Raw genomic sequence first — 15,222 nt, 5'->3', positions numbered from 1 at the left:
GACGGTGCCCCCGGATCGGATGATCCGGGGGCACCGTTCGTTTCAAGCTCAGTTCTGCGGGTGACGCGCACCACGAAGAGTGAAGCCCTTACGTGCCCACTTCGCCAGTGTCGCCGAAACAGCAACTGCCGCGCCGCCCTCAATCGCGAAAGATACCCAAACCGCTGCCATTGCTTCCTCCTCGTCTCACACGTCACGTCGGGTCGGCCGGACAACCGCTCTCGCCGAGGCCTGACCAAGCATCCGACTGCCGTCTTGAATTGGTCCGTACACCTAGTAGATCGTCACGTACCCGATAAATATTTCGGGTTCGTAACCGCTGAGCGTGGTGACCTCACTCACCCGTCGAAAGCGTGTAACATCGCCGGTCGCTGACCACCGCGCGATGCGGGGGAAGTCCGGTCGAACTCCGGCGCTGACCCGCAACGGTAGGCCCCAAAACCCTTGGGACAAGCCCGAATACCCGTATCGAGCGTGCTCGGCTCCAACCCGTCGAGGTCTGCGGAAATGGAGCAATATGCGGTATCGAACGTGTGCCATCGCACTTTTCCTCATTCCGGCACTCGTCATTTCCGTTGTGTGCGGAACCACATTCGGGGCAGCGTCCTTACCATTCGGTGACGTACTGCACATTCTGTCCGCGGAAACATTCGGTGGCAGGCTGCCGAACAGTCTCGCCGGGGCGGACAACATCGTCATGCAGACCCGCCTGCCACGGACCCTGCTCGCCGCGGTGGTCGGCGCGGGCCTCTCGGTCGTCGGGGTCGCCATCCAGGCCGTGGTGCGCAACCCGCTCGCCGATCCCTTCGTGCTCGGCATCTCCTCCGGTGCCTCGGTCGGTGCCGCCGCGGTCTCCATTTTCGGTCTGCTCGCCGGGCTCGGCCTGTACGCGCTGTCCACCGCGGCCTTTCTCGGCGCGCTGCTCGCGAGCGCGATCGTCTATCTGGTCGCGCGCACCCGGCACGGGCTCACCCCGCTGCGGCTGGTGCTGTGCGGGACGGCGCTCGCCTACGGGTTCTCCGCGATCACCACGCTGATCGTGTTCCGCGCGCCGAGCGCCGATGCCGCGCGGGACGTGCTGTTCTGGCTGATGGGCAGCCTCGCCGGGGCGAACTGGGGCTCGCTGCCGATCGCCGCGATCGCGGTGCTGCTCGGCAGCGGTTACCTGTGGATGTGCGGGCGCGGGCTCAACGCGCTGGCCATGGGCGACGAGACCGCGGCGACCCTCGGGGTTCCGGCGAGCAGGCTGCGGGTCCGGCTGTTCGTGGTCTGCGCACTGCTCACCGGGGTGCTCGTCGCGGTGAGCGGGGCGATCGGATTCGTCGGGCTGATGCTCCCGCACCTGGTGCGCATGGTCACCGGGGCCGATCACCGCAAGGTGCTCGCCGTCGCCCCACTCGCCGGTGCCTGCTTCCTGATCTGGGTGGACGTGGCCTCCAGAACCCTGGCCGCGCCGGAGGAGCTGCCGCTCGGCGTGCTCACCGCGGTCCTCGGGGTGCCGTCCTTCCTGCTCCTGCTCCGCCGCCGCGGCTACCAGTTCGGAGGTCAGTGATGCACATCGAACTGGACTCGGTCACCGTTCCCGCGATCCTGCACGAGCTCTCCCTGCACGCGGGCGAGGGCGAGATCGTCGGCCTCGTCGGGCCGAACGGCAGTGGCAAATCCACCACGCTGCGCTGCGCCTACCGCGCACTGCGCCCGGCCACCGGCACCGTGCTACTCGGCGGGGACGAGCTGGAGTCGCTGCATCCGAAGGAATCCGCCCGCCGCCTCGCCGCGCTCACCCAGGAATCCAGCGTGACCCACGACTTCACGGTCACCGAGATCGTCGCGATGGGCCGGATCCCGCACCAGAAACCGTTCGCCCGCGAGACCGGGGAGGACGAGCGGCACTGCGCCGAGGCCCTGCGCACCGTGCGCGCCGAACACCTGGCCGACCGCGGATTCCAGACCCTCTCCGGAGGGGAACGCCAGCGCGTGCTCATCGCGCGGGCCCTGGCCCAGCGGCCGCGGGTGCTCGTGCTGGACGAACCGACCAACCACCTGGACGTGCGCCACCAGCTCGAAGTGCTCGACACGGTGCGCGCCACCGGGGTCACCGTGCTGCTCGCCCTGCACGACCTGAACCTCGCCGCGCACTACTGCGATCGCCTCTACGTGCTGCGCTCCGGTGCGCTCGCCGCCTCCGGAACCCCGGCCGAGGTACTGCGCCCCGAGCTCATCGCCGAGATCTTCGGGGTGCGCGTTGACCTCGTCGACCATCCGCGCACCGGAGCGCCCCAGCTGCTGTACTCCACCATCGAGGAGAACCCATGAGAATCGCCCGGATCACCGCGACCGCGTGCGCGGGTCTGCTGCTCGCCGGTTGCGGGGCCACGATCGAATCGGCCGCACCGAGTTCCCCTGCCGCCCCGGTCACCATCACCAACTGCGGCGAGCAGACGACCTTCGAGCGCACCCCGCGGCGCGTGGTGACCAACGACATCGGGATCACCGAGATCATGTTCGCCCTCGGCCTGCGCGACCGGCTCGCCGGATACACCATGAACGAGGACGCACGCGGACTGGAGACCTCGCCGTGGCGCGCCGACTTCGCGAAGACCCGCAAACTCGGCAAGAAGCTCAACACCGAGACCGCGCAGGGCGTGAACGCCGATCTGGTGTTCGCCGGCTGGTCCTACGGATTCAGCCAGGCCAGCGGGGTGACCCCGGAAACGCTGGCGAAGCAGGGCATCAAGAGCTACCTGCTCACCGAATCCTGCCGGAACGGCTCGCATCGCGGCATCATGCCGCCGCTGCAGGCCCTCTACACCGACATCCGGAACCTCGGAAGACTGTTCAAGGTCACCGACCGGGCGAACCGGCTCATCGCCGGGTACCAGCAGAAGGTCGCCAAGGCACAGGCACGGATCCCCAAGAACCGGCCGAAGGTGTTCCTCTACGACTCCGGCACCGACGCGCCGACCAGCGCGGGCCGGTACGCCGCGGCGAACGAGATCATCGAGAAAGCGGGCGGGCGCAACATCTTCGCCGACAGCCCGGACACCTGGGTGCGCTACCAGTGGGAACCCGTTGCCGAACGCCAACCCGATGTGGTGCTCATCAACGACTACGACTCCGGGCAGCAGCACACCGCCGAGGACAAGCGCCGGTTCCTGCTCGGCTATCCCACGATCGCCGCGGTGCCCGCGATCAAGAACAAGCGGTTCTTCGCGCTGCCCTACGCCGCGCTGGTGGAGAGCCCGCGCAATCCCGATGCGATCGCCGCATTCGCCGACTATCTGCACCGGCAGTTTCCATGACCCTGCGTACGCTCGCCGCCCCGCAGCTTCGTACTGACCGTCACTGATCTTGCCCTCCTTGGTTGCCGTGCGCTAAATGTGTTCGGGCACTCGGCAATCGAGAGGACTCGAGAAAAATGGGCAACGTCGCCAGGCCATCCCGACGTACGGTCTTCAAGGCGGGCGCCGCGGGGGCGGCACTCACCGCCATCGGCAGCACACCGAGCGTCGCCGCGAATCCTGCTCCCGCACGCACATCCGGGACCACGCTCAGCCAGACCCCGTTCGGCGCACCGAATCCAGGAAACCCGGTTCCCGGGGTGCGGATCGAGACGCCGAGCGGTGACCGGCCCGCCGGATGGAACAAGCAGACCCGGGCGGAAGTGCTTGCCCGCAACGGAATCGTGGCGACCAGCCAGCCACTCGCCGCCCAGGCCGGGGTTCGGGTACTCGCCGAGGGCGGCACCTCGGCGGATGCGGCCGTGGCCACCGCCGCGGTACTCGGCCTCGTCGAGGAGGTGAGCGCGAGCATCGGCGGGGACAGCTTCGCGCTGCACTACGACGCGAACGATCGGCGGGTGCACGGGCTGAACTCGGCGGGCTGGGCGCCTTCGGCGTGGACCCCCGGGTATTTCGCCCGCCGCGGCCACACCGCGAAGAACGGGATGCCCTACACCGGGATCGACTCGGCGACCGTGCCCGGCGCGGTCGAGGGCTGGGACCAGTTGCGGAAACGGTTCGGCAACAAGGGTTTCGACACCCTGCTCGCGCCCGCTGTCGAGCTCGCCGAGCAGGGATTCGGGCTCACCGAACGGATCCACGACGGTTGGTCGGGCGCGGTCGAGCTGCTGCGCAAGGACCCGGATGCGGCGCACAGCTTCCTCGTGGACGGGAATGTGCCGCCGCTGTACGGTATCTTCCGCAATCCGGAGCTCGCCAGCGCGTACCGGCTGCTGCAGCGCGAGGGCCGGGACGGGTTCTATCGCGGGGCGATCGCCGAGGCCATCGTCGCCAAGAGCAAGCGGGTCGGCGGGGCGATGAACCGCGCGGATCTCGCCGAATTCCAGGCGGAATGGGTCGAGCCGATCTCGGTGGACTACCACGGTTACCGGATGCACCAGCTGCCCGCGCCGAACCAGGGATTCGCCGCGCTGATCATGCTGAACATCATCAAACAGTTCGGCCCCGTGCTCGGCTACGACCTCGCCCGGCTCGGGCCGCGGTCACCGATGTTCTGGCACCTGATCATCGAGGCGAAGAAACTCGCCTACGACGATCTGAACCGGTACAACGGCGATCCGCGGTTCACCCATGTGCCCTTCGACATGCTGCTCTCCGATCGGCACGGTGCCGAGCTCTGCCGCCGCATCGATCCGGCGCACGCCACCCCGCCGAAGGTTCCCGGCGCGATCAATTCCGGAACGGTCTATCTCACCGCCGCCGATCGCTGGGGCAACATGACCTCGTTCATCTACAGCAATTTCGACAGTTTCGGTTCCGGGGTCGGCATTCCCGGCTACGGTTTTCCGTTGCAGAACAGGGGAGCGCTGTTCAATCTGGACCCGGAGTCGCCCAACATCGTGGCCCCGCGCAAACGCCCGTACCACACGCTGATGCCCGCGTTCGTCACCCGCGGCGGACATCCGGTGCTGTCCTTCGGGAACATGGGCGGCAGCGAACAGGCGCAGGCACAGGCGTTGGAGATGGTCTTCATGATCAACCTCGGGCTGAACCCGCAGGCCGCCACCGATGCCGCGCGCTTCTACCACAACCAGTTCGACGACAGCCTCGAACTGGAGCGCGAGCTCGACGACACCGTGGGCGCCGAGCTGAAACGCAAGGGGCACAAGGTGACCGAGCCGACCAGCGGGAGTACCGGCGGATACCAGGCCATCCACTTCACCCCGGAAAAGGCGGGCGACTGGCCCGCGTCCACCGGCCCGGGCGGTCCGGTCAACGGGGTCTACCGGGCCGCTTCCGATCACCGCAAGGACGGGGCCGCGATCGGCTGGTGACCGATACGAATTCGCGCCTGCCGGTCACGACGCTGTGGCCGGCAGGCGCGAACCGCGACTGATCCCGAGGCGGAGCGGGATCAGGCGATCGGGCGGTCCGTCGGCGCGATGGGCGCGGGCAGCACCTCGCGACCGGTGAGGTACGCATCGACTCCGGCGGCCGCGGAACGGCCCTCGGCGATGGCCCACACGATCAGCGACTGTCCGCGTCCCATGTCTCCTGCGACGAACACGTTGTCGAGGCTGGTGCGGAAGTTCTCGTCCCGCGCGACATTGCCGCGCTGGTCGAGATCCACACCGAGCTCGGTGAGCAGACCTTCCTGCTGTGGTCCGACGAATCCCATGGCGAGCAGCACCAGTTGCGCGGGCAGATCCCGCTCGCTGCCTTCCACGGGGACGAACTTGCCGTCCTCCCGGGTCACCTCGACGATCTTGAGCGCACTCAGGTTGCCGTCCGCATCGGCCACGAACTCCTGCGTGTTCACCGAGTACAGCCGTTCCCCGCCTTCCTCGTGCGCGGAGGTGACCCGGTAGAGCATCGGATAGGTGGGCCACGGCTGGCTGTCCGGGCGCGACTGCGGCGGCTCGGGCATGATCTCCAGCTGGGTCACCGATTTCGCGCCCTGCCGGTGCGCGGTGCCGAGACAGTCGGCGCCGGTGTCCCCGCCGCCGATGATGATCACGTCCTTGCCCTTGGCGCTGATCGGGGAGGCCTCGAGTTCCCCTGCCGCGACCCGGTTCGCCGGCGGCAGGTACTCCATGGCCTGGTAGATGCCCGTGGCCTCGCGCCCGGGTGCGGGCAGATCCCGCCACGCGGTCGCGCCTCCGGCGAGCACCACCGCGTCGTAGTCCGCGCGCAGCTGCTCGGCGGTGATGTCCACCCCGACGTTGACGTTGACCCGGAATTTCGTTCCCTCGGCGCGCATCTGGTCCAGCCGCCGGTCGAGCCGGTGCTTTTCCATCTTGAACGCCGGGATGCCGTAGCGCAGCAGTCCGCCGATCGCGTCCGCCCGTTCGAGCACGGTGACCTCGTGACCCGCGCGGGTCAGCTGCTGCGCGGCCGCGAGCCCCGAGGGCCCGGATCCCACGACCGCCACCGTTTTCCCGGTCTTCGTCGTGGGCGGTTCGGGGGTGACGAACCCTTCCTCCCACGCGCGGTCGATGATCGAGATCTCCACCCGCTTGATGGTCACCGGATCATCGTTGATCCCGAGCACACAGGCGGTCTCGCACGGCGCGGGACACAACGTCCCGGTGAACTCCGGGAAATTGTTCGTCGCGTGCAGCCGCTCGATCGCGTCCTTCCAGTCGTCCCGCCAGGCGAGCGTGTTCCACTCCGGGATCAGATTGCCGAGCGGGCAACCCTGGTGGCAGAACGGAATGCCGCAGTCCATGCAGCGCCCGGCCTGCTTGGTGAGCTTGCTCGTGGCGAAGTCCTCGTAGACCTCGCGGTAGTCCAGCAGCCGCAGATCGACCGGGCGTGTTTTCGGTGTCTCCCGAGTCGTGGTCAGAAAACCCTTGGGGTCAGCCATGGCTTGCCTCCATGATGGCCTCGTTCACGTCGCGGCCCTCGGCTTCCGCACTGGCCTGCGCTTGCAGCACTCGCTTGAAGTCCTTCGGCATGACCTTGCCGAAACGCCGCACCGCCGTCTCGAAATCCTTGAGCAGACGGTAGGCGACCGAGGAATCCGTTTCACCGGCGTGCTTGCTGATGGTCTCCCGCAGGAATTCGACGTCGTTGTCGTCGAGCGGTTCGATGTCGACCATTTCCGGGTTCACCCGGTGCGCGGGAAGATCGAGCACATAGGCGATTCCGCCGGACATTCCGGCCGCGAAGTTCCGCCCGATCCCGCCGAGCACGACCACCCGGCCACCGGTCATGTATTCGCAGCCGTGGTCGCCGACACCCTCGACCACCGCGGTGGCCCCGGAATTGCGCACACAGAACCGTTCGCCGACCCGGCCGCGCAGGAAGATCTCCCCGCCGGTCGCGCCGTAGCCGATCACGTTGCCCGCGATGGTGTGGTCCTCGGCGGCGAAGTTCGCCAGCTTGTCCGGCCGCACGATGATCCGGCCACCGGAGAGTCCCTTGCCGACGTAGTCGTTCCCATCGCCGAACAGGCGCATCGTGATGCCGTGCGGCACGAACGCGCCGAACGACTGCCCCGCGGTTCCGGTGAAGGTGATGTCGATCGTGTTGTCCGGCAACCCGACACCGCCCCAGCGGCGGGTCAGTTCGGAACCGAGCATGGTGCCGACGGTGCGGTTCACGTTGCGTACCGGCAGTTCGAGGCGCACCTTGTCCCCGCTGGCCAGCGCGCCCTCGGCGAGCTGGATCAGGGTGTTGTCCAACGCCCGGTCGAGCCCGTGGTCCTGCAGTGTCTGCTGGTTACGCCTGCCCTCGGGGGCCATCTCCGGGACCGCGAAGATCGGGGAGAGGTCCATCCCGGACGCCTTCCAGTGCTCGAACGCGGCGTTCTTGTTCAGCACCTCGGCGTGCCCGACCGCTTCCTCGATGGAGCGGAAGCCAAGGGAGGCAAGGATTTCCCGCACCTCCTGCGCGATGAACTCGAAGAAGTTCACCACGTAGTCGGCCTTTCCGGAGAACTTCTCGCGCAGCTTCGGGTTCTGCGTCGCGACCCCGACCGGGCAGGTGTCCAGGTGGCACACCCGCATCATGATGCAGCCGGAGACCACCAGCGGGGCGGTGGCGAAACCGAATTCCTCGGCACCGAGCAACGCGGCGATCACCACATCTCGCCCGGTCTTGAGCTGACCGTCGGTCTGCACCACGATCCGGTCCCGCAGCCGGTTCGCCAGCAGGGTCTGCTGGGTTTCGGCGAGGCCGAGCTCCCACGGGCCGCCCGCGTGCTTGATGGAGGACAGCGGCGAAGCGCCGGTTCCCCCGTCGTGCCCGGAAATGAGCACCACATCCGCGTGTGCCTTGGAAACACCGGCGGCCACGGTGCCGACGCCGACCTCGCTGACCAGCTTCACGTGAATGCGCGCGTTCGGGTTCGCGTTCTTCAGGTCGTGAATGAGCTGCGCGAGGTCCTCGATCGAGTAGATGTCGTGGTGCGGCGGCGGGGAGATGAGCCCGACACCGGGCGTGGAGTGCCTGGTGCGCGCGATCCACGGGTACACCTTGTTCCCCGGAAGCTGGCCACCCTCACCGGGTTTCGCGCCCTGGGCCATCTTGATCTGGATGTCGTCGGAGTTCACCAGGTATTCGCTGGTGACCCCGAACCGGCCGGAGGCGACCTGCTTGACCGCGGAGCGCCGCTCCGGATCGTAGAGCCGCTCCGGGTCCTCGCCGCCTTCCCCGGTGTTCGACTTCCCGCCGAGCCGGTTCATCGCGATCGCCAGCGTCTGGTGCATCTCCATGGAAATGGACCCGTAGGAGATGGCCCCGGTGGCGAACCGTTTCACGATCTCGGAGACCGGTTCGACCTCCTCGACCGGAATCGGTTCCCGGTCGGATTCGAACTCGAACAGCCCGCGCAGTGTCTTCAGTTCACGGGCCTGGTCGTTGACCGCATCGGTGTATTCCTTGAAAACCTCGTATTTCCCGCTGCGGGTAGAGTGCTGCAGCTTGAAAACGGTCTTCGGGTTGAACAGGTGCGGCTCGCCCTCACGGCGCCACTGGTAGTCGCCGCCGGTCTCGAGTTCGCGGTGGTTGGCCTGGAATCCGTCCGCGGGGAAGGCCCTGCGGTGCCGGATCGCGACCTCCTCGGCGAGCTCGTCGAAACCGATCCCGCCCAGGCGCGAGGTGGTGCCCTTGAAGCAGTGCTCGATGACCTCCTCGCCGAGCCCGATCGCCTCGAAGATCTGGGCGCCCGCATAGGAAGCGACCGTGGATACGCCCATCTTGGACATCGTCTTGCGCACGCCCTTGCCGAGCGCCTTGATCAGGTTTCGCGGTGCCTGCTTGACATCCACGCCCGGAACGAGGTCCCGGCGGGCGAGATCCTCCACGGTGGCCATCGCGATGTACGGGTTCACCGCGGCGACCCCGTAGCCGATCAGCAGCGCGATGTGGTGCACCTCGCGGGCATCCCCGGATTCCACGATCAGCCCGACCTGGGTGCGGGTCTTTTCCCGGACCAGGTGGTGGTGCACGGCCCCGGTGAGCAACAGCGAGGGAATGGCCGCGTACTTCTCGTCCACCCCGCGATCGGAGAGGATGATCAGCTTCGCGCCGTCCTCGATGGCCTCGGAGACCTCGGTGCAGATCTCATCAAGACGCCTGCGCAGCGCCGCACCACCGCCACTGGCCTCGTACCGGCCGAGCACGGTGACCGACTGGTATTCCGGGCGTTTCCCGTCATCGTTGATGTGCACCAGCTTCGCGAGCTCGTCGTTGTCGAGCACCGGGAACGGAAGAATGATGCGGTGACAGGATTCCGCGTTCGCGTCCAGCAGGTTCGGCTCGGAACCGATCTGGCTGCCGAGCGCGGTGACCAGTTCCTCGCGGATCGCGTCCAGCGGCGGATTGGTCACCTGGGCGAACAACTGCGTGAAGTAGTCGAAGATCTGCCGCGATCCGGAGGAGAACGGCGCGAGCGGGGAATCGTTGCCCATCGAGCCGATCGGTTCCGCTCCGGTGCGCGCCATGGGTTCGAGCAGGGTCTCGAGCTCTTCCTCGGTGTACCCGAAAGCCTGCTGCCTGCGCACCAGCGTGGCGTGCTGCGGAACCTCGCGCTCCCGTTCGGGCAGCTCGGTCAGGTGCAGCAGTCCGCCCTTCACCCACTGGTAATACGGGTGCGCACGGGCGAGCTCGCCCTTGATCTCCTCGTCCTCGACGATCCGGCCCTGTTCGGTGTCCACGAGGAACATCCGGCCCGGTTCCAGACGGCCCTTGCGCACCACCTTCTCCGGGGCGATGTCGAGCACGCCGACCTCGCTGGCGAGCACGACCAGATCGTCGTCGGTGACCCAGTAGCGCGCCGGGCGCAGCCCATTGCGGTCGAGCACCGCACCGATCTGTGTTCCGTCGGTGAAACTCACCAGCGCGGGCCCGTCCCAGGGCTCCATCAGGGTGGAGTGGAACTCGTAGAACGCCTTGCGCGCGGGATCCATCTCCTCGTGGTTCTCCCACGCCTCCGGGATCATCATCAGCACCGCGTGCGGGAGGGTTCGCCCGCCGAGGTGCAGCAGCTCCAGCACCTCGTCGAAGGTCGCCGAGTCCGAGGCGTCCGGGGTGATGATCGGGAAGATCCGCTCCAGCTCACCGGGAATCAGCTCGGTGGCGAGCATGGATTCGCGCGCGTTCATCCAGTTCTTGTTGCCGCGCAGGGTGTTGATCTCCCCGTTGTGCGCGACGAACCGGTACGGGTGCGCCAGCGGCCAGGACGGGAAGGTGTTCGTGGAGAACCGCGAGTGCACCAGCCCGATCGCGCTCGTCACCCGCTCATCGCGCAGATCCGGGAAGAACCGCTCGACCTGAGGCTCGGTGAGCATGCCCTTGTAGATGATGGTCCGCCCGGAAAGGCTGGGGAAATAGACCTTGTCCTCGGCGAGCGCGTGCTCGGCGCGTTTGCGCACCACGTAGGCCAGCCGCTCCAGCGGAAGACCGACCACCTCCGGCTGGCGTGCGGCGAGGAACAACTGGGCGAAATGCGGCATCACGCTCTTGGCCGTGGGACCGACGTGATCGGTGTCGACGGGCAGTTCCCGCCAGCCGAGCAAACGGGCGTTCTCCTCGGCGAGGATCCGCTCGATCGTCTCGATCGCCCGCGCCCGCCGCTGGGCGTCCGCGGGCAGGAAAACCGTGCCCGCGGCGTAACCGCCTGCACTCGGCAGTTCGAAATCCACTGTTTCGCGGAAGAAATCATCCGGAATTTGCAGCATGATTCCGGCGCCATCACCGGTATCGGGCTCGGCACCACGAGCACCGCGGTGCTCGAGATTGCACAAGGCGGTCAGCGCCTTGCGCACGATGTCATGGGTTCGCCTGCCGGTCATATCGGCGACGAAAGCAACACCACACGCGTCGTGCTCATTCTGCGGGTCGTAAAGACCGGTTACTTGGCGGGTCACGGCTGGCCGCCTCCTAGGGCTCATACGCGGCGGCCCGGCTAACGAAAGCCGGGTCGACCGCGATGGTCAGTCGGGATGGTTGCGCAGGTATAGGCCCGGTCAGGGCATGCCCCTGCGCGCGGTCATGCCTCATCGAATGGCCGCGATCAGCACACCATCGTGCGTGTTGTTGCGTGATCCGGCAAGCCCCAGATGGGCGCCGGCGCCACCGCTCGCGTTGCGGTCCCCGGGATCACCGGGCAAGACAACGATAATGTGAACCTGGCGTTATCGAAATATGTCTTCGCAAGCTCGTGGGAAATGACACGTATCCGATACAACAACGATAACTGCTGTGCCTCGCCTCGCGCTAGATGCTGTGTGTAACCGCATCCCACACCAGGTAGTCGGCTGGGCGGCCTGGGCTAGAGTGACGCAACTCGTTCGGCGGAACCTCTCGGGGAGGCGTGGTGGACCAGAAGCTGCTCACCGACCTGATCTCGATTCCGCTGTTCACCGGGGTGATCGGGTACGTGACCAACTGGTCCGGGGTGCTGATGCTGTTCGCCCCGCTGCGCTTCCACGGCGTCCGGATGCCCGGCCTGCGCCTGCTGTACCCGTTCCTGCCGCGCCGGGTGCAGGTGATCCCGGCGATCGATGAGGAGGGCCGGTTCGGCTGGCAGGGCATCGTGCCCTCGCGCGCGGCCAAGATGGCCAGTATCGCGGTGGACAAGAGCCTGGCCAAGGTGGGCGGGATCCGGGATTTCTACCGCGAACTCGAACCGGACACGATCGCCGAACACCTCATAACGGTGGCACGAGCGGAGATCCGCGATGTTGTCAACCGCATCATGGAGCAGGAGGAGCCGCAACTGTGGCACGACCTGCCCCCGGTGGTGCGGGTCGCGGTGTACCGCAGGGTGGACCAGCAACTGCCCAAGATCCTCAAAAGGCTCACCAAGGACATCGGGGACAACATCGAGCAGCTGGTGGACGCGAAGCTGATGGTGATCCGCTATCTGTCCGAACATCCTGCGCTGTTGAACGACATTTTCCGGAACATGGGCCGTAAAGAGCTGCGATTCATGCAGAATTTCGGGTTCTATTTCGGTTTTCCTATGGGCTTCGCGCTCGTGGCCGTGGTGCACGCGCTCCCGTACTGGTGGGTGCTGCCGATCGGCGGCGTGATCATCGGCTACATCGCCAACTACGTCGGCATCATGATGATCTTCGAGCCGGTCTATCCGAACCGGCTGGTGCCCTGGCGCCAGGGCCTGTTCATCAAGCGCAAGGCGGAGATCTCCGAGGAGTACGCGAAGACGATCGCCGAGGATGTCATCACGCTGCGTAACGTCGGCGACGAGCTGCTGCACGGACCGCGCTCGGATCGCACCCGTGCCCTGCTCGCGAGCGCCCTGCGCCCGGCCATCGACGACGCGATCGGGCCCGCGCGCGCCGCGGCCGAGGCGGCGATCGGGCCGACCAGGTTCCGCAGGATCCGGTCCAGCATGGCCGAGGAGGCCAGCGAGTTCGCGCCCCTGGTGTTCTCCGACGACGCGCTCAACCGTTCGCAGTCGGGCAAGATCCGGCGGTTCGTGGCGATGCGGATGCACCAGCTCGACCTCTCGGACTTCAACGAGCTGCTGCGTTCGGCGATCAAGCAGGACGAGTGGCTGCTTTTCGTGCACGGCGCGGTGCTCGGTTTCGCCGCCGGGCTCGTGCACCTCGCGATATTCGGTGTGTAACACCATTGTCCGGTACGGCTATCCTTGGCGCGTCATGAACTTCGTACAGGACGCGAGTGAGCGCGCACGGAACTCGGCGAACGAGCTGCTGCGCACGGCGGGCAAGCTGGCCGAGGCCTCGGCGACGGTCGGGGTGGCGATCGTGCGCGCCGCGATCGAGGGCCAGTCCCCGGCCGAACTGGCCCAGGGCGCCGGTGAGCAGCTGCGCGCCGTCTCCCGGACCGCGCTCGGGCTCCCCGCGGACAATCTCCCCGCGGGCGCGCGCCCCGGCTACGTGAACGCCTCGGCCCTGCGTGCCAAGGGGGCCGCGCTGCTGCAGCGCTCGGCCGATGTGAGCTTCACCGAATCCGCGGAGTACGTGCACCCGGCCTATGCCCGGATCATCGACGAACTCGCCCCGGACGAGGCGCGGATACTGCGGGTGTTCGCCACCGACGGCGCGCAGCCGGCGATCGACGTGCGCACCGGGCGGCCGTTCGGCGTGGGTTCCGCCCAGGTCGCCTACGGCCTCTCGATGATCGGCGAACTCGCCGGATGTCGACAAACCGATAAAGTCCCCGCCTATCTCAACAACCTCGAACGGCTCGGCCTCATCTGGTTCTGGAAGGAGCCCGTGGACGCCGCCCGGTATCAGGTGGTCGAGGTGCAGCCGACGGTCACCGAGGCGGTGCGCGAGGCCGGGAGGGCGGCACGCACGGTCCGGCGCAGCATCGCGCTGACTCCGTTCGGGGTGGACTTCTGCCGGATCTGTTTCCCCGGGGAACTCACCATCGAGGGCACCGCCTCCGCCTGAACACACCCGTGTCACCACGGTCGGTGAGCAGGGGATTTTTCATAGTTCGACCAGTCAGTCTATTATTCGGGCATGGCACGCACGGTGGACGAAGCGCGACACCGGGAACGGCGCGCCCTCGTCGTCGAGACGGCGGCCGAGCTGTTCGCCAAGCGCGGGTTCGCCAAGACCACGACCGCCTCGATCGCGCGGGCGGCCGGGATCAGCACCGGCAGCCTCTTCTACTACTTCACGGACAAGCACGCCATCTTCCGGGCCATCTTCGAGCAGGACATCCCGGACAGCGAGGCCCTGTTCGCCGGGCACGCCGACACCACCGATCCGCTCGCCTCGATCCTGGACATCGTCGGAACACTGGCCGAACCCGCCCGCGAGGACCTGGCACATGGCCTGCTGGTGGAGCTACTCCGGGTGATCGACGATGACCCCAAACTGGCCAGGGTGGTCATGGCGAACGAAGCGATCGTGCACACCGGATTCACCCAACTGATCGAGAAAGCCGCGGCGGCCGGTTCCGTGGACCCCGAGCTCGACGCGGGCGAGGCAGCCACCTGGATCCGGTCGATCATCGACGCCGCCTACCTGAACGCGGATCCGGATGCGAAAACCGATCCGGTGCCCATGCTGAAGCTGATCGTCGCACGGTTCCTGGGGAATGACACGAGCTTGGGAGACAGGACATGACCACGACACTTCCCGGGCAGGACCGGGTGAGCATTCCGCAGGGCTGGCTGTGGTTCTTCCGGATCATCGGTCTCCCGGTCGGCCTCGGCATCGGTTTCGTGCTCAAACCGGTGGTGCACTGGATCGCGTCGGTGTTCTCCTCCGCGCCCGCCGCCCTGCGGGTCGCCGCGAACATTCCCACGGTGTGGCTGGTCCCGCTGCTGGCGGTGCTCGGGCTGGCCGGCGGGATCGTGCTCGCCGAGATCGCCAAACGCGAGGCACTGGCCGTCACCATCACCGAGGAAGGGCTGCACACCGCGCGGGACGGCGAGGAACGGTTCATCGCGCGCGCCAAGATCGGCTCGATCCTCGTGGACGGCAAGGATCTCGTGCTCATCGAGCGCGACGGGCGGGAGCTTTTCCGTTCCCCGGCAACCGATCTGGCCAAGAACGTGCTCGCGGAACGGCTGCGGGACCGCGGATATCCGCAGTTGCTGACCGTGGATCCGCACGAAACCGAGTACCGCGACTGGCTCGACGGCCACCCCGATCTCGAGGACACGGCGAACGCACTGCTGCGAGAGCGCAAGGCCGCACTGCGGGCGAACAATGCCGCCGAGGCCGAGGTGCTGCGGGATCGCTTGCAGGACAACGGTATCGCGGTCCGGGACCGGAACAAGGCGCAGCAGTACCGCAGGCTGTAGAAA

The 15,222-nt window shown here is 67.1% G+C and carries 10 protein-coding genes; 8 read left to right on the top strand and 2 right to left on the bottom strand.

Going from position 1 to position 15,222, the window contains the following annotated elements; translation table 11 throughout:
- The first annotated feature begins 517 nt into the window (after window positions 1–517).
- The 4 genes from AD72_RS13905 (at window position 518) to AD72_RS13890 (ending at window position 5,296) form a co-directional block, all read left to right on the top strand.
- On the top strand, window positions 518–1,552 hold the full coding sequence (locus tag AD72_RS13905; RefSeq protein ID WP_031466917.1) for a FecCD family ABC transporter permease: 1,035 nt from the start codon (window positions 518–520) through the stop codon (window positions 1,550–1,552).
- Window positions 1,552–2,316 carry an ABC transporter ATP-binding protein gene (locus AD72_RS13900; protein WP_031466916.1) on the top strand — a complete coding sequence of 255 codons (765 nt, stop codon included), beginning with the start codon at window positions 1,552–1,554 and terminating at the stop codon, window positions 2,314–2,316. Before AD72_RS13905 ends, AD72_RS13900 begins: the two co-directional genes overlap by 1 nt.
- On the top strand, window positions 2,313–3,302 hold the full coding sequence (locus AD72_RS13895; protein WP_031466915.1) for an ABC transporter substrate-binding protein: 990 nt from the start codon (window positions 2,313–2,315) through the stop codon (window positions 3,300–3,302). Before AD72_RS13900 ends, AD72_RS13895 begins: the two co-directional genes overlap by 4 nt.
- A gap of 116 nt (window positions 3,303–3,418) precedes the next feature.
- Window positions 3,419–5,296 carry a gamma-glutamyltransferase family protein gene (locus tag AD72_RS13890; protein ID WP_037345776.1) on the top strand — a complete coding sequence of 626 codons (1,878 nt, stop codon included), beginning with the start codon at window positions 3,419–3,421 and terminating at the stop codon, window positions 5,294–5,296.
- A gap of 80 nt (window positions 5,297–5,376) precedes the next feature.
- Here the strand turns inward: AD72_RS13890 and AD72_RS13885 are convergent, their stop codons facing one another.
- The gene (locus AD72_RS13885) at window positions 5,377–6,828 is read right to left on the bottom strand and encodes a glutamate synthase subunit beta (RefSeq protein WP_031466913.1); all 1,452 of its coding nucleotides are present in this window, start codon (window positions 6,826–6,828) and stop codon (window positions 5,377–5,379) included.
- Window positions 6,821–11,359, bottom strand: a complete 4,539-nt coding sequence (gltB, locus tag AD72_RS13880) for a glutamate synthase large subunit (RefSeq protein ID WP_031466912.1) — start codon at window positions 11,357–11,359, stop codon at window positions 6,821–6,823. The genes AD72_RS13885 and gltB overlap by 8 nt, the downstream gene beginning before the upstream one ends.
- 425 nt (window positions 11,360–11,784) lie before the next feature.
- Here gltB and AD72_RS13875 point away from each other — a divergent pair, with 425 nt between their 5' ends.
- The 4 genes from AD72_RS13875 to AD72_RS13860 all read left to right on the top strand — a co-directional run bounded on the left by AD72_RS13875 (window position 11,785) and on the right by AD72_RS13860 (window position 15,219).
- The gene (locus tag AD72_RS13875) at window positions 11,785–13,059 is read left to right on the top strand and encodes a DUF445 domain-containing protein (RefSeq protein WP_037345786.1); all 1,275 of its coding nucleotides are present in this window, start codon (window positions 11,785–11,787) and stop codon (window positions 13,057–13,059) included.
- Window positions 13,060–13,093: 34 nt separating this feature from the next.
- Window positions 13,094–13,852 (top strand): Abi-alpha family protein, encoded by a 759-nt coding sequence (locus tag AD72_RS13870; protein WP_197284963.1) that lies wholly within the window; start codon window positions 13,094–13,096, stop codon window positions 13,850–13,852.
- Window positions 13,853–13,924: 72 nt separating this feature from the next.
- On the top strand, window positions 13,925–14,536 hold the full coding sequence (locus AD72_RS13865) for a TetR/AcrR family transcriptional regulator (RefSeq protein ID WP_031466909.1): 612 nt from the start codon (window positions 13,925–13,927) through the stop codon (window positions 14,534–14,536).
- Window positions 14,533–15,219 carry a YqeB family protein gene (locus AD72_RS13860; protein WP_051898580.1) on the top strand — a complete coding sequence of 229 codons (687 nt, stop codon included), beginning with the start codon at window positions 14,533–14,535 and terminating at the stop codon, window positions 15,217–15,219. The genes AD72_RS13865 and AD72_RS13860 overlap by 4 nt, the downstream gene beginning before the upstream one ends.
- Window positions 15,220–15,222 lie beyond the last annotated feature (3 nt).

This window comes from Sciscionella sediminilitoris (assembly GCF_000737195.2).
Classification (GTDB): domain Bacteria; phylum Actinomycetota; class Actinomycetes; order Mycobacteriales; family Pseudonocardiaceae; genus Sciscionella; species Sciscionella sediminilitoris.
Note: the sequence above shows the minus strand (reverse complement) of the source record. Positions and strands in the feature narration are given on the sequence as shown.